At 69.2% G+C, this 14548-nt stretch carries 16 protein-coding genes; 10 read left to right on the top strand and 6 right to left on the bottom strand.

Going from position 1 to position 14548, the window contains the following annotated elements; translation table 11 throughout:
- The first annotated feature begins 65 nt into the window (after positions 1 to 65).
- From rpsF to rplI, 4 genes are all read left to right on the top strand, one after another.
- Positions 66 to 356 carry a 30S ribosomal protein S6 gene (rpsF, locus tag AVL59_RS47120; RefSeq protein WP_003956532.1) on the top strand — a complete coding sequence of 97 codons (291 nt, stop codon included), beginning with the start codon at positions 66 to 68 and terminating at the stop codon, positions 354 to 356.
- A gap of 74 nt (positions 357 to 430) precedes the next feature.
- Complete coding sequence (locus tag AVL59_RS47115) at positions 431 to 1021, top strand: single-stranded DNA-binding protein (RefSeq protein WP_067316663.1); 591 nt, start codon at positions 431 to 433, stop codon at positions 1019 to 1021.
- Positions 1022 to 1078: 57 nt separating this feature from the next.
- Positions 1079 to 1315, top strand: coding sequence for a 30S ribosomal protein S18 (rpsR, locus tag AVL59_RS47110; protein ID WP_003949403.1), 237 nt, complete (start codon positions 1079 to 1081; stop codon positions 1313 to 1315).
- A gap of 18 nt (positions 1316 to 1333) precedes the next feature.
- Positions 1334 to 1780 (top strand): 50S ribosomal protein L9, encoded by a 447-nt coding sequence (rplI, locus tag AVL59_RS47105; protein ID WP_067316662.1) that lies wholly within the window; start codon positions 1334 to 1336, stop codon positions 1778 to 1780.
- Positions 1781 to 1897: 117 nt separating this feature from the next.
- Here rplI and AVL59_RS47100 read toward each other — a convergent pair whose 3' ends face one another.
- Positions 1898 to 3235, bottom strand: a complete 1338-nt coding sequence (locus tag AVL59_RS47100) for an MATE family efflux transporter (RefSeq protein WP_067316659.1) — start codon at positions 3233 to 3235, stop codon at positions 1898 to 1900.
- A gap of 459 nt (positions 3236 to 3694) precedes the next feature.
- Between AVL59_RS47100 and dnaB the strand changes: the two genes are divergently transcribed.
- Complete coding sequence (dnaB, locus tag AVL59_RS47095; RefSeq protein ID WP_067316658.1) at positions 3695 to 5173, top strand: replicative DNA helicase; 1479 nt, start codon at positions 3695 to 3697, stop codon at positions 5171 to 5173.
- An 87-nt stretch (positions 5174 to 5260) separates the two neighbouring features.
- On the opposite strand, the gene AVL59_RS47090 is transcribed toward dnaB, so the two are convergent.
- Positions 5261 to 5986: a dienelactone hydrolase family protein gene (locus AVL59_RS47090; RefSeq protein WP_067316656.1), complete on the bottom strand. Its 726-nt coding sequence runs from the start codon at positions 5984 to 5986 to the stop codon at positions 5261 to 5263.
- Between the two features lie 191 nt (positions 5987 to 6177).
- On the opposite strand from AVL59_RS47090, the gene AVL59_RS47085 reads away from it, so the two are divergent.
- The gene (locus AVL59_RS47085) at positions 6178 to 7566 is read left to right on the top strand and encodes a serine hydrolase domain-containing protein (RefSeq protein WP_067316654.1); all 1389 of its coding nucleotides are present in this window, start codon (positions 6178 to 6180) and stop codon (positions 7564 to 7566) included.
- Between the two features lie 52 nt (positions 7567 to 7618).
- On the opposite strand, the gene AVL59_RS47080 is transcribed toward AVL59_RS47085, so the two are convergent.
- Together AVL59_RS47080 and AVL59_RS47075 are read right to left on the bottom strand one after the other, a co-directional pair.
- The gene (locus AVL59_RS47080) at positions 7619 to 8071 is read right to left on the bottom strand and encodes a GNAT family N-acetyltransferase (protein ID WP_067316652.1); all 453 of its coding nucleotides are present in this window, start codon (positions 8069 to 8071) and stop codon (positions 7619 to 7621) included.
- 9 nt (positions 8072 to 8080) lie between these two features.
- Entirely contained in the window at positions 8081 to 8539 is a 459-nt protein-coding gene (locus tag AVL59_RS47075) for a MarR family winged helix-turn-helix transcriptional regulator (protein WP_067316650.1), read from the bottom strand.
- 143 nt (positions 8540 to 8682) lie between these two features.
- Here AVL59_RS47075 and AVL59_RS47070 point away from each other — a divergent pair, with 143 nt between their 5' ends.
- Together AVL59_RS47070 and AVL59_RS47065 are read left to right on the top strand one after the other, a co-directional pair.
- A complete protein-coding gene (locus AVL59_RS47070; protein WP_067316648.1) occupies positions 8683 to 9891 on the top strand; it encodes an MFS transporter in 1209 nt (402 codons plus the stop codon).
- A gap of 120 nt (positions 9892 to 10011) precedes the next feature.
- Complete coding sequence (locus AVL59_RS47065) at positions 10012 to 10431, top strand: GlcG/HbpS family heme-binding protein (protein ID WP_067316647.1); 420 nt, start codon at positions 10012 to 10014, stop codon at positions 10429 to 10431.
- Positions 10432 to 10502: 71 nt separating this feature from the next.
- Here the strand turns inward: AVL59_RS47065 and AVL59_RS47060 are convergent, their stop codons facing one another.
- Positions 10503 to 11369, bottom strand: coding sequence for a GNAT family N-acetyltransferase (locus AVL59_RS47060; RefSeq protein ID WP_067316645.1), 867 nt, complete (start codon positions 11367 to 11369; stop codon positions 10503 to 10505).
- Positions 11370 to 11521: 152 nt separating this feature from the next.
- Here AVL59_RS47060 and AVL59_RS47055 point away from each other — a divergent pair, with 152 nt between their 5' ends.
- Positions 11522 to 12154, top strand: a complete 633-nt coding sequence (locus AVL59_RS47055) for an HAD family hydrolase (protein ID WP_067316643.1) — start codon at positions 11522 to 11524, stop codon at positions 12152 to 12154.
- Positions 12155 to 12479: 325 nt separating this feature from the next.
- The gene (locus AVL59_RS47050) at positions 12480 to 13997 is read left to right on the top strand and encodes a globin domain-containing protein (protein WP_208870566.1); all 1518 of its coding nucleotides are present in this window, start codon (positions 12480 to 12482) and stop codon (positions 13995 to 13997) included.
- Between the two features lie 4 nt (positions 13998 to 14001).
- Here the strand turns inward: AVL59_RS47050 and AVL59_RS47045 are convergent, their stop codons facing one another.
- Entirely contained in the window at positions 14002 to 14484 is a 483-nt protein-coding gene (locus tag AVL59_RS47045) for an NUDIX domain-containing protein (RefSeq protein WP_067316641.1), read from the bottom strand.
- Positions 14485 to 14548 lie beyond the last annotated feature (64 nt).

The following is a 14548-nucleotide window of genomic DNA, read 5'->3' as shown; positions in this document are numbered from 1 at the left end:
ACGCATCACAACCCTCCTGCCACGGAACGACCGTGGCCGCTGAGTCCAAAGGAGGTGGGTTCCACATGCGTCACTACGAGGTGATGGTCATCCTCGACCCCGATCTGGAGGAGCGCGCTGTCGCCCCCCTGATCGAGAACTTCCTCTCCGTCGTCCGTGAGGGCAACGGCAAGGTGGAGAAGGTCGACACCTGGGGCCGTCGTCGTCTCGCGTACGAGATCAAGAAGAAGCCTGAGGGCATCTACTCGGTCATCGACCTGCAGGCCGAGCCTGCGGTCGTGAAGGAGCTCGACCGCCAGATGAACCTGAACGAGTCGGTCCTTCGGACCAAGGTCCTCCGCCCCGAGACCCACTGAGCTCTCCCGCTCAGCTGATCTCGGGATTCGAGTAGCAGCAAGCAGCCAGCAGCAAACCCGCCGAGAGGTTCCCCATGGCAGGCGAGACCGTCATCACGGTCGTCGGCAATCTTGTCGATGACCCCGAGCTGCGCTTCACCCCGTCCGGTGCGGCGGTCGCGAAGTTCCGCGTCGCGTCCACTCCCCGCACCTTCGACCGCCAGACCAACGAGTGGAAGGACGGCGAGAGCCTCTTCCTGACCTGCTCGGTCTGGCGTCAGGCGGCGGAGAACGTCGCCGAGTCGCTCCAGCGAGGCATGCGCGTCATCGTGCAGGGCCGGCTGAAGCAGCGGTCCTACGAGGACCGTGAGGGCGTCAAGCGCACGGTCTACGAGCTGGACGTCGAGGAAGTCGGCGCCAGCCTCCGCAACGCCACGGCCAAGGTCACCAAGACCGCCGGTGGCGCCCGCGGTGGCCAGGGTGGTTACGGCGGCGGTGGCGGCCAGGGTGGCGGCGGCTGGGGCGGCGGCCCCGGTGGCGGCCAGCAGGGCGGCCAGCAGGGCGGCGGCGCTCCGGCCGACGACCCGTGGGCCTCCGGCGCTCCCGCCGGTGGCAACCAGGGTGGCGGCGGCTGGGGCGGAAGCTCCGGCGGCGGTGGCGGCTACTCGGACGAGCCCCCCTTCTAGACCTCACGGTCGAGGGCGGGTCGTACCCAAACTTCTTGATCACACAGGAGAAACACCATGGCGAAGCCGCCTGTGCGCAAGCCTAAGAAGAAGGTCTGCGCTTTCTGCAAGGACAAGGTCACGTACGTGGACTACAAGGACACGAACATGCTGCGGAAGTTCATTTCCGACCGCGGCAAGATCCGTGCCCGCCGCGTGACCGGCAACTGCACGCAGCACCAGCGTGACGTCGCCACGGCCGTCAAGAACAGCCGTGAGATGGCGCTGCTGCCCTACACCTCCACCGCGCGATAAGGGAAGGGTGACCGACACATGAAGATCATCCTCACCCACGAGGTCTCCGGCCTCGGTGCCGCGGGCGACGTCGTCGACGTCAAGGACGGTTACGCTCGCAACTACCTCATCCCGCGGAAGTTCGCGATCCGCTGGACCAAGGGTGGCGAGAAGGACGTCGAGCAGATCCGCCGCGCCCGTAAGATCCACGAGATCCAGACCATCGAGCAGGCCAACGCTGTGAAGGCCCAGCTCGAGGGCGTGAAGGTCCGCCTGGCCGTCCGCTCCGGCGACGCCGGTCGTCTCTTCGGTTCCGTCACCCCGGCCGACATCGCTTCCGCGATCAAGGCTTCCGGTGGCCCCGAGGTCGACAAGCGCCGCATCGAGCTGTCCGCTCCGATCAAGACCCTGGGCGCCCATGAGACGTCCGTGCGTCTGCACCCCGAGGTTGCCGCCAAGGTCAACATCGAGGTCATCTCGGCCTGACCGCCGCGTGATCGCTGTGCTCGCTTGAGCCAGTGAAAGGGGCCGCACCCTTCAAGGGTGCGGCCCCTTTCCCATGCCGGCGCCGGTCATGGCCCGCTCGTGTTTCACGTGAAACGGTCAGCGCGTCGCACCCGTCACGATCCAGCGGCCCGATCGGGCGCGCAGCCAAAGGGTCGCCATCCGGACCGTCATCATGAGCGTCATGGCTGCCCAGAGCGTGGTGAGGCCGCCGCCGAGCGTGGGGACGAGCAGTGCCACAGGGGCGAACACCGCCAGGGTGATCACCATGGCCCAGGCCAGGTACGGTCCGTCGCCGGCACCCATCAGCACACCGTCCAGGACGAACACGATCCCGCAGACGGGCTGGGAGAGGGCCACCATCAGCAGTGCGGGCAGCGCGGTGTCCTTGACCACGGAGTCACTGGTGAACAGCGGAAGGAACAGTGGCCGGGCGGCCACCACGAGCAGGCCGAGTACGACACCGGTGGCGATGCCCCACTGGACCATGCGGCGGCAGCCGTCGCGGGCGCCCTGGGCGTCGTTGGCGCCGAGAGAGCGGCCGATGATGGCCTGCCCGGCGATGGCGATCGCGTCGAGAGCGAAGGCCAGCAAGCTCCACAGGGACAGGATGATCTGGTGGGCGGCGATGTCGGCGTCACCCAGACGTGCCGCGACGGCTGTGGCGATCATCAGGACCGCCCGCAGGGACAGCGTGCGGATGAGCAGAGGGACTCCGGCCTGTGCCGAGGCTCGGATGCCGGCGACGTCTGGGCGCAGGGAGGCTCCGTGCCGACGGGCGCCGCGGATGACCACGAGCAGATAGACGGTCGCCATGGCGCACTGGGCGATGACGGTGCCCCAGGCGGAGCCGGCGATGCCGAGCCCGGCGCCGTAGACGAGTCCCGCGTTGAGTCCGGCGTTGGCGACGAAGCCTCCGACGGCGACGTAGAGCGGGGTCTTGGTGTTCTGCAGGCCGCGCAGCACACCGGTGGCGGCGAGGACGACCAGCATGGCCGGGATGCCGAGCGCGGAGATGCGCAGATATGTCGTGGCGTAGGAGGCCGCGGTGGCGGATGCGCCGAAGAGGTCCACGATGCCCGGGGCCAGAGGGAGGACGAGTGCGATGACCGCTCCACCGAGGAGGAGCGCCAGCCAGATGCCGTCCATGCCCTGGCGGATGGCCGCCTGGAGATCGCCGGCGCCGACTCGCCGGGCCACGGCGGCCGTGGTGGCGTAGGCGAGGAAGACGAAGACGCTCACCGCGGTGGTGAGAAGGACAGAGGCCACACCCAGACCGGCGAGCTGGGCGGTCCCGAGGTGCCCCACGATCGCGCTGTCCGCCATGACGAAGAGAGGCTCGGCGACGAGTGCGCCGAAGGCCGGGACGGCCAGCGCGACGATCTCTCGGTCGTGCCGCCGTCGGGTGGCCTGGGGTATCGCGGGAGCCTGTGTCATGAGCACCAATCTAATCGTCCACAGGTAAGAGACGCAATTGGCTAGTGACCCTTACTTCCACTCTCGGCCCGTGTACTTTCGCGCACCGTTCGAAGCGATCTTGGTCCGACTGGGGAAGTTTTTCTTCTGCACAGCCGGTGGACGGCAAAGATGCAGGTCAGGGCGCTTCCTTGAATAAGATCGAGGGCTTGTTCACAGTGCTGTCCACCGCATCGTGCACAGGTTTCGGTGAGTTCTCCACAGCATAGGGGCCGTCGTCCACATGGCCTGTGGATAACCAGATTGGCTGACGGTGCCGAGGGGCCTACCGTTGTCCGGCGCCCGCTCCTTCCCTTGGCCCCGGAAACGTCACAAAACCGACGCGTCAGAACCGGAGTTGGGCTTCTCGATTTGTCAGTGTCGTGCCGTACAAAAGAGGGCACGGCGAGGTCCGCCGTGCGGACGGGAGGAGGTGGCTCGGTGAGCATTTCCGAGCCCTTGGACGATCCGTGGGCGGACAGCGGGCCCAGCGATCGTCTGCCGGCCTCCCGTCGGCGCAGCGATGGCGGCCGGGGCCGTGACGAACAGCACGACCGGGGCCGCGAAGGCGGCGGCTGGGACGGCGGCGGCTCCTCCTTCGAGCGGGTGCCGCCGCAGGACCTGGACGCCGAGCAGTCCGTCCTCGGCGGCATGCTGCTGTCCAAGGACGCCATCGCCGACGTGGTCGAGATCCTCAAGGGCCACGACTTCTACAAGCCCGCGCACGAGACGATCTACCAGGCGATCCTGGACGTCTACGCGAAGGGCGAGCCTGCCGACCCCATCACCATCGCCGCCGAACTGACCAAGCGCGGCGAGATCAACAAGGTCGGCGGCGCGTCGTACCTCCACACCCTCGTCCAGACGGTGCCGACGGCGGCGAACGCCGAGTACTACGCGGAGATCGTCCACGAGCGAGCGGTGCTGCGCCGCCTGGTCGAGGCCGGCACCCGCATCACGCAGATGGGATACGCGGCCGACGACGACGTCGACGAGATCGTCAACCGCGCCCAGGCCGAGATCTACGCGGTCACCGAGCAGCGCACCAGCGAGGACTATCTGCCGCTCGGCGACATCATGGAGGGCGCCCTCGACGAGATCGAGGCGATCGGTTCGCGCAGCGGCGAGATGACCGGTGTGCCCACCGGATTCACGGACCTCGACTCGTTGACCAACGGTCTCCACCCGGGGCAGATGATCGTCATCGCGGCCCGTCCCGCCATGGGTAAGTCGACGCTCGCGCTTGACTTCGCACGTGCGGCATCGATCAAGCACAACCTGGCCAGCGTCATTTTCTCCCTCGAAATGGGGCGCAACGAGATCGCGATGCGTCTGCTGTCGGCCGAGGCGCGCGTGGCCCTGCACCACATGCGCTCGGGCACCATGACGGACGACGACTGGACCCGCCTGGCGCGCCGGATGCCTGAGGTCTCGTCCGCTCCGCTCTACATCGACGACTCCCCGAACCTGTCGATGATGGAGATCCGGGCGAAGTGCCGTCGGCTGAAGCAGCGCAACGACATCAAGCTGGTGATCATCGACTATCTGCAGCTGATGCAGTCCGGTGGCTCCAAGCGTTCCGAGAGCCGTCAGCAGGAGGTCTCGGACATGTCCCGGAACCTGAAGCTTCTGGCCAAGGAGCTGGAGGTACCGGTGATCGCGCTCTCGCAGCTCAACCGTGGTCCCGAGCAGCGCACCGACAAGAAGCCGATGGTCTCCGACCTGCGTGAGTCCGGCTCCATCGAGCAGGACGCCGACATGGTCATCCTGCTGCACCGCGAGGACGCTTACGAGAAGGAGTCCCCGCGGGCGGGCGAGGCGGACATCATCGTGGGCAAGCACCGTAATGGCCCGACGGCGACGATCACGGTCGCCTTCCAGGGCCACTACTCCCGCTTCGTGGACATGGCGCAGACCTGACCCGGCAGGACGCAGACGCAGGTTCTCGGGCTCCGTGTCGTTTTCACCGCTGTCGTGTCATGACGATGGCAGCCCTGACGCCCTGGCTCACTCCGTTAGGGGCAGGCACTCGGCGAGCAGGTCGACGATGTCGCACCAGGCCCGCTGTGCGTGCTGCGGGTGGTAGCCGACGCCGGGGCGCACGGTGTGGTCGACCGGTGGGTGGTGGAAGGCGTGCAGGGCTCCGCCGTAGACCACGAGGCGCCAGTCGACGCCCGCGGCCTGCATCTCGGCGGTGAACGCGTCCCGTTGTGCGGGCGGCATGATCGGGTCTTCCGACCCGACCCCGGCCCACACCGGGCACCGAATGCGTGCCGCCTCGCCCGGTCGGCCCGTGGTCAGTGCGTTGACTGTCCCGATCACGCGCAGGTTGACGCCGTCGCGCCCGAGTTCCAGCCCGATGGCGCCCCCCGTGCCGTAGCCGACGGCGGCGATCCGGTCGGGGTCGGCCCGCGGTTCGGCACGCAACACGTCGAGCGCCGCGTGGCCGATGCCCCGCATCCGGTCGGGGTCGGCGAGCAGCGGCATGCAACGGGCCAGCATCTCCTCGGGGTCGCCCAAATAGCGCCCGCCGTGGAGGTCGAAGGCCAGCGCCACGTATCCCAGCTCAGCCAGGGCATCGGCCCGGCGGCGCTCGACGTCGCTGAGCCCCAGGCCCTCTGGTCCGAGCAGTACCGCGGGCCGGCGGTCGGCACCGGCGGGGAGCGCCAGGTGCCCGATCATTGTCAAGCCGTCGGCCGGGTATTCGACCGTGCGCGTGGTGATCGTCGTCATGAGACTCGACCGTAGTGATCGTCGAGCCTGGTCGGGCTGGTCTTCACCGTCGGCAGAACGGCGCGGGTACGGGCCCGTGGGTGGGCACGGGGGAAGGCGCCGGTTCTGGCGGAGCACACTCTCTCCGCGCGCACCGCGTCGCCGGGGAAAACGAATTCGACGCCGGGCGTTCCACCGGATGGACTGGACCCATGACGACATCGCTGGAAGAGCTGCTCCCGGGGACCCGGCGGGCCTTGTTGCATCGGATCGCTGTCGCGCAGGCCGAGGGGCGGGCTCCGTCGCTGGTCGCCGCGGTCGTGCGGGGAGGGCGGACGGTCTGGCACGGCGCCCGGACTTCGGTCGACGGGCATGCTCCCGACGACCATGTGCAGTACCGGATCGGGTCGATCACCAAGACGTTCACCGCCGTGCTGGTGCTTCGGCTGCGTGACGAGGGTCTGCTCGATCTCGGAGATCCCCTGGAGAAACATCTGCCGGGTACCGGGGCCGGCGAGGCATCGATCGCCGACCTGCTCGCGCACACCGCGGGTCTGGCCGCGGAGTCACCCGGGCCCTGGTGGGAGCGGACCCCGGGCTCGCTGCGGCCCGAGCTGAGCGATGTCCTCGGCGAGCAGCCCCAGCTGCACCCCGTCGGCCGGTGCCACCACTACTCCAATCCGGGCTACACGCTGCTCGGCGCGCTGGTGGAGGAGCTTCGGGGCGCTCCTTGGGAAGAGGTGCTGCGCCGCGAGGTACTCGAACCGCTCGGCCTGCACCGCACCAGCCCCCAGCCGCAGGCGCCGCATGCGGGTGGCTGGGCGGTGCACCCTTGGGCCGACGCGCTGCTGCCGGAGCCGCTGGAGGACCTCGGCCGGATGGCGCCGGCCGGCCAACTGTGGTCCACCACCGGGGACCTCGCGCGGTTCGCCGCCTTCCTGGCCGGGGGAGACGACCGGGTGCTCAGCGCTGAATCGGTGCGTGAGATGCGGACACCGGCAGCGCCCGCCGAGAGCGCGGACGTGGCGGACGGTGCCACCTATGGGCTCGGTATGCAGATTCAGCACCGTGGCGGCCGACTCCTCGTCGGGCACTCCGGCTCGCTGCCGGGTTTCCTCGCGAACCTCACCATCAGTGTGGAGGACGATGTGGCGGCGGTGGTGTTGGCCAACTGCACCAGCGGACCGCTCCTGGGAGCGGTGGGTGCCGACCTGGTCCGTATCGTCGCCGAGGCGGAACCGCGCATTCCCGAGCCGTGGCGGCCGCTGCGTGAAGTGGATCCAGCGGTACTGGAGTTGGCGGGGCAGTGGTACTGGGGGACGCATGCCTTTGCCTTGCGGGTGAGGGCCGACGGGCTCCTCGCCCTGGGGCCGTTGACCGGTGGCGGACGCCGGGCCCGCTTCCGCTCGAACGGAGACGGAACGTGGACGGGCCTGGAGGGCTACTACGCCGGCGAACTGCTCCGCCCCGTACGCCGCCCGAACGGGTGCGTGAGCCATCTCGACCTCGGCTCGTTCGTGTTCACGCGGCAGCCGTACGAGGAGGGCGCCGGGGTGCCCGGCGGCGTGGACCCGGAGGGGTGGCGCGGGATCGCAGACTAGCCGGCCCGCCCCGGGGCGGGTGTTTCACGTGAAACACCCGCCCCGACTTGCGTCAGAACTGAAGCTTGAAACCCACGTGCGAGGCGGTGAAGCCGAGCCGCTCGTAGAAACGGCGGGCGTCCGTGCGGCTGCTGTCGGAGGTCAGCTGCACCAACTGGCAGTCCAGGCGCCGGGATTCCTCGATCGCCCACTCGATGAGCTGTGTGCCCAGGCCGCTGCCGCGCTCGTCGGCGTGGATACGGACGCCTTCGATGATCGAGCGGGTGGCTCCCTTGCGGGAGAGCCCAGGGATGATCGTGAGCTGGAGGGTTCCGATCACCCGGCCGTCGCGGACGGCGACCATCAGATGCTGGTTCGGGTCCGCGCTCAGCCGTTCCAGCGCTGCCAGGTACGGCGTCAGGTCATCAGGTGACTCGCGTTGGGCGCCCAGTGGATCGTCGGCAAGCATGGCGACGATCGTCGGCAGGTCCTGCGCGGTCGCACGGCGCATTTCGAGATCTCCCATGCCGGCACCCTATGCGGGCACGTTCAGGGACTCGACGACCCGCACCAGGGGGGCCAGCTCGGGATTCCTGGCCGCCCCGTCGAGAGCCTCGCGCAGGGCGCCGTCATTGGTGGGCCGCGCTTCCTCGAGCAGCCTCAGACCCGCCTCGGTGACGTTGGTGTAGATGCCGCGGCGGTCGGTGGGGCACAGGTAGCGCTCCAGCAGGCCGCGGTCCTCCAGGCGGGTCACCAGCCGCGTGGTGGCGCTCTGGCTGAGCACGACCGCGTCGGCGACCTGCTTCATCTGCAGATGGCCGCCTTCGCCGTCGTGCTGCCGGCTCAGCACGTCGAGCAGGGAGTACTCGCGCACGCTCAGGTCGTGCCCGGCCTGCAGGGCGCGCTCGATGTGCGCCTCGATCCTCCCGTGCAGGAGAGCGAGGGCGGACCAGCCCTGGGCGAGGGCGGTGAGCGCGGGGTCCGTCGCTGTCATTGGCGTTTTCCTCTGTCCCGGAGCGGCTGAATCCAGGGTAGAGCACCTTCGCAATAGTCTTCGGTTGCATGTAGCCCGCGTCTGCAACTATTGTGAACGCACGTAAAGCGCTCCTGCAATCCTTTGGGAAGGTGTATCCCCCCATGCCTCTCGCGCTTCTGGCCCTCGCGATCGGGGCCTTCGGAATCGGCACGACAGAGTTCGTGATCATGGGTTTGCTGCCCGAGGTGGCAGAAGACTTCGGGGTCTCCATCCCCACGGCGGGCCTGCTCGTGACCGGGTACGCCCTGGGGGTGGTGATCGGCGCCCCGTTGATGACGGTGCTCGGCACCAAGCTCCCGCGCAAGCGCATGCTGATGCTGCTGATGGGCCTGTTCATCGCCGGGAACCTGCTCTCCGCCGTGGCCCCCGCCTTCGCGATCATGCTGATCGGACGGGTGGTCGCCTCTCTTGCCCACGGCGCCTTCTTCGGCATCGGCTCGGTCGCCGCGGCCGAGCTGGTGGCCCCCGACAAGAAGGCCGGAGCCATCGCCATGATGTTCACCGGCCTGACCGTCGCCAACGTGATCGGCGTCCCGCTGGGCACGCTCATCGGGCAGAACGTCGGCTGGCGTGTCACCTTCGGCATCGTCGCCGCGCTCGGTGTCGTGGGGCTGGTCGGCATCGCCAAGCTGGTGCCCGAGATGCCCAGGCCCGAAGGCGTGCATCTCCGTCATGAACTGGCCGCCTTCAAGAACGCCCAGGTCCTGCTCGCCATGGCGATGACTGTTCTCGGCTTCGGTGGTGTCTTCGCGGCCATCACCTACATCGCCCCGATGATGACCCACATCGCCGGCTTCGCCGACGGCTCGGTCACCTGGCTGCTGGTCCTCTTCGGCCTCGGCATGGTCGGCGGCAACCTCATCGGCGGCAAGTTCGCCGACCGCGCGCTGATGCCGATGCTGTACGTCTCACTGGGCGCCCTGGCCGTCGTCCTCGCGCTCTTCACGCTCACCGCACACAACAAGATCGCGGCCGCCGTGACCATCGCCCTGATCGGCGCCCTCGGCTTCGCGACCGTCCCGCCCCTGCAGAAGCGCGTCCTCGATCAGGCGCACGGTGCCCCGACGCTGGCGTCGGCCGTGAACATCGGCGCCTTCAACCTGGGCAACGCCCTCTCCGCCTGGCTCGGCGGCATCGTGATCGCGGCCGGCTTCGGCTACACCGCCCCCAACTGGGTCGGCGCCGCACTTGCCGCGGCCGCCCTGGTCCTCGCCGTCCTCTCGGCCACCCTGGAGCGCCGCTCCGACGCCCGCAGCGCGGTGGTGGTCTCCGGAACGCCCGCCGGGCAGCGGACCCCCGTCCACCACTGAGCCCGCCGGGACCGCAGAACGTCACCATCCGGCCAACGCCCGGACCACCGGGGCGCGCACAGCCCCGGTCCGCATGGCTCCACCTCACCGCACGTACCACCGCACCAAGGAGAACGCTCCATGAGCACCACCACCGTCGCCCCGCTCACCACCGAGGACGCCGAGCTGCTCGTCGCCACCGCCCGGCGCGCAGCCGAGCAGGCCGGAGTCACCGTCAGCGTCACCGTGCTGGACGCCGGCGGCCACCTGCTCGCGTTCCGCCGCGACGACCGGGCTGTGCTGATCTCCGGCGAGACCAGCACCCGTAAGGCCTACACGGCGCTCCAGCTGAACGCGGCCACCGCCGACCTGGTCGACGCCGTACAGCCCGGAGGCCTCTTCCACACGCTGCCCACGGCCCTCGACCGGCCCCTGCTGTTCATCGCGGGCGGTGTCCCCGTCCACCGGGACGGCCGTCTGATCGGCGCGATCGGCGTCGGTGGCGGTGCGCCGGACCAGGACCACGGCTTCGCCGCAGCAGCTGTCCGGGCACTCGCCTGACCAGGCTCCCCGCGCCGTGACAACACCGGCCCCCGCCCCCGGCGGTGGGCCGGTGTTTGCCGTGCGACCACTCAGCCGGCGGCCACCGTCAGGGGCGCGAACCGGCGCGTCCAGTCCCCCGGCAGGTCCGTGATGCCGTAGGTCATGACGGCGTTGAAGGCCACGGAGACGAGTCCCCGCGCCTTCGCCCAGGCCAGCAGCTCCTCGTGGCGTACGTCGATGTCGGTGCGCAGCGGCCGGTCGGTGTGAGCGGCGAGCGAGGTGATGAGGGCCTGGGCCGTCTGTGTGTCCCGGGCGATCAGCGGGCCGACGACATGGGTGTCCATATTGGGCCAGGCGGCCGTGTAACCGATGATCCGGCCGCCCTCCTCGGCCACGCACAACAGGTCGGCGAAGGCGGGCAGGCGTGTGATGAGGGGAGTGCGGTCGGCGCCGAACACCTCCTCGTCGAGCCGGAGAATCTCGGGCAGGTCCTCCGCGGTGGCGGCACGCGTCGACACCCCGGATTCCGGCCCGCCGGGCGTGAAGTGTCCCGTGAGCATCTCGGCCCGGCCGGTGACCTTGAAGCCCAGTTCTTCGTAGAGCGGGCGCCCGTTGGGGGTGGCGTGCAGGGTCAGCGGTGTGGTGGCCATGGCCGATACGACATGCCGCATCAGGCGACGACCGACGCCCTGGCGGGCGTGGCGCTCGGCCACCAGGACCATGCCGATGGCGCCCAGATCCGACCGCTCCCAGGAGCCGTACTCCGTGACGACGCATGCGGCGACGAGCCCGCCGTCGGGGTCGTCGATGCCGTAGCCCTTGCCGGCCGTGAGGAGAAAGCCCCATTTGTGTTCCTCGCGGGGCCACCCCCGGTCTTCGGACAAGTCGGCGCAGGCGGTGAGATCCCGGAGCGTCAGACGTCGAATGGGCAGAGCAGCGAGGGAAGGAGTCGGCACGCAGGTCAGGCTGTCCGACCGGTACCCCTGACGTCCACCTGTTTCGATAGGGACGCAAGTGCTTTTGGCCATGTCGTGGCCAATCCCACAGGTCGTGGACGGGGCGCGGGTGTTTCACGTGAAACAGCGGTGGCCCCTTAGCCTCGTACCCCATGGCGAGACTTCATCTCTTCGACCTTGACGGCACTTTGCTGCACGGCACCACCGCGCCGGTGGAGATTTCACGCCAACTGGGCAGAGAGGCGGAGACGGTGGCGCTCGACCGGGCGATCGCCGAAGGAAGGATCGGTCCGCCGGAGTATGCGACCGAGGTCTACGGCCTGTGGGCAGACCTCACCGAGGCGCATGTGAGCGCGGCCTTCGAGGGGGCTCCTTGGCTGGCCCGGATCCGCGAGGTCTGGGCGGAGATCCGTCGCGCGGGCGACTTCTGCGCGGTCGTGTCCCTCTCGCCGTCCTTCTTCGTGGAACGTCTCCTGGGCTGGGGCGCGCACGCGGCCCATGGATCGCGTTTTCCCTCCGTACCGTTCACCGAGCGCGTCGACCCGGCCGGAGTGCTCAGCTCCGCGGCCAAGGTGACCGTCGCTGACCGGCTCTGCCAGGAGTTCGGGGTGTCGCGTGCGGACTGCGTCGCATACGGCGATTCGCTGTCGGACAAGGATCTGTTTGCTGCTGTACCGGTTTCCGTGGCGGTCAATGCGGATGGCCACCTGGCCGGGATCGCCACGTACTCCTACAAGGGGCGGGATCTATGGGATGCCTATGAATTGGTGAGGGCCGTCCCATAGTTGAAGGGGAGTGCATGGTTCGCCCCATGTGAGATTCGTGGCGAAGGAAGGCGGGACTTGTGCGCGTGGCCACGGCCGGTAGGGTCGACTCCGGTTCACGTCCGGGATGGAGTGCACACATCCCGTGCGGGCCGAGAGCAGGGCAGGCAGCCTCACGGGACGAAGAGATCGAACACCCTCGTTTCCGGGTACACCGCCGCGGGATCCGCTCAGGATGGGATGCTGCGGAGAGTGCTACGGCTGGCCGTCCGCCGGGGGAAAGCATGCACCTTCCCAGAAGAAGGTACGCAGACCGACCGAAAGATGTTCGAGGCGAGGGCACACCATGGACGCTCCGGCCACCACGTCGGGGGAGAACGGCATAGCGGACGGTGGCGGCTGGTTCACGCCGCGCAAGGTGCCACCGGCCCCGTCGCCGGACGGTGATCCGGAGACGGCCGAGGGCCGCGAGCCCACGGTGGTACGGCCCATGGGCCTGCCGACCGGGGTGGACGCGGCTCGCCCCAGGACCGACGCCCCCGAGGCGCCCGCCGCACAGCCCGCCGGGACCCTGGAGCCAGGCGCGTCCGCGCCTCCGGCCCCTCAGGCCGCCTGGCCCGTCCCGCCGGGCCCGTCAGCCCCTTGGAGCCCTCAGCGCCCTCCGGCTCCCGAGCCTTCGCTCCCGGGCGTCGCGGCGACCGTCCCCGAGCGCGTGCCCGTCCAGCGCCCCGCTCCGCCCGCCGAGGAAGCCTCCCCGGACGCCCTGGTCATCCGCCGCACGATGGCCGAGATCGCTCCCATCGCCGACAAGGTCACCTCCTACTTCTACGCGTTGCTCTTCGTCCGCCACCCCGAGGTACGGCCGATGTTCCCGGCCGCGATGGACACCCAGCGGGACCGGCTGCTGAAGGCGCTGCTCACCGCGGCCGAGCACATCGACAACACGCCCGTGCTCGTCGACTACCTGCAGAACCTGGGCCGCGGACATCGCAAGTACGGCACACGCCCCGAGCACTACCCGGCGGTGGGCGAATGCCTGATCGGCGCGCTGAGCAAGTACGCCGCCGCCGTCTGGGACCCGGAGACCGAGGAGGCCTGGGTGCGGGCCTACACGACGATCTCGCAGGTGATGATCGACGCCGCGGCGGTGGATGAACTGCGTGCCCCGGCCTGGTGGCACGCCGAGATCGTCACGCACGACCTCAGGACCTCCGATGTCGCGGTCCTCACCGTCCGCCCCGACCAGCCCTATCCGTTCCTCGCCGGGCAGTACGCCAGCGTGGAGACGCCCTGGTGGCCCCGGGTCTGGCGGCACTACTCCTTTGCCTCGGCGCCCCGCTCGGACGGACTGCTGACGTTCCATGTGAAGGCGGTCCCGGCCGGCTGGGTCTCCAACGCGCTGGTGCACCGGTCCCGGCCCGGAGACGTCATACGCCTCGGTCCGCCGACCGGTTCGATGACCGTCGACCACACCACCGTCAGCGGGCTGCTGTGTCTGGGCGGCGGCACCGGCATAGCGCCCATCAAGGCCCTGGTCGAGGATGTCGCCGAGCACGGCGAACGACGGCCGGTCGAGGTCTTCTACGGCGCCCGCACCGACCACGATCTGTACGACATCGAGACCATGCTCAGGCTCCAGCAGAGCCACCCGTGGCTCTCCGTCCGGGCGATCATCGACCAGCAGGCCCATCTCCAGCTTCCCGACGCCATACGGGAGTACGGCCCCTGGAACGAGTACGACGCCTATCTCTCCGGCCCGCCCGGAATGATCCGCAGCGGGGTCGACGTGCTGCGCGACAGCGGGATCCCGTCGGACCGTATATGGCACGACTCCGTCGAGGAACTGGTCGTCGTCGGCTACTGACCGGCTATCCGAGGTCGGGGGCGTGCATGGCACGGACGCCCTCGATGTTGCCGTCCAGATAGTGCCGCAGCGACAACGGGACGAGGTGGACGGAGGCGATGCCGACCCGGGTGAACGGGACGCGGACGATCTCGTACTCGCCCGTCGGCTCCTCCACTTCGGGGCCGTGGCGCAGCGAGGGGTCCATGGACTCCAGCCGGCAGACGAAGAAGTGCTGCACCTTCACGCCGGTCGCACCGCCGTCCTCCCCGATGTGCTCCACGGTGTCCACGAAGCAGGGCACCACGTCGGTGATCTTGGCGCCGAGCTCCTCGTACACCTCGCGGTGCAGGGCGTCGACGACAGTCGAGTCCTCGGGTTCGACCCCGCCACCGGGAGTGACCCAGTAGGGATCGACACCGGGCTTGGTGCGCTTGATCAGGATCAGGTCGTCACCGTCGAGAAGAACGGCACGGGCGGTGCGCTTGACCACGGGTCGGACGGTCATGGGAGAAATGTGGCCCGGCTGGTTCCACGTGAAACATCGCGGGTCGCCACCGGCCGAGCGCATC

The organism is Streptomyces griseochromogenes, from assembly GCF_001542625.1.
GTDB lineage: Bacteria > Actinomycetota > Actinomycetes > Streptomycetales > Streptomycetaceae > Streptomyces > Streptomyces griseochromogenes.
Note: the sequence above shows the minus strand (reverse complement) of the source record. Positions and strands in the feature narration are given on the sequence as shown.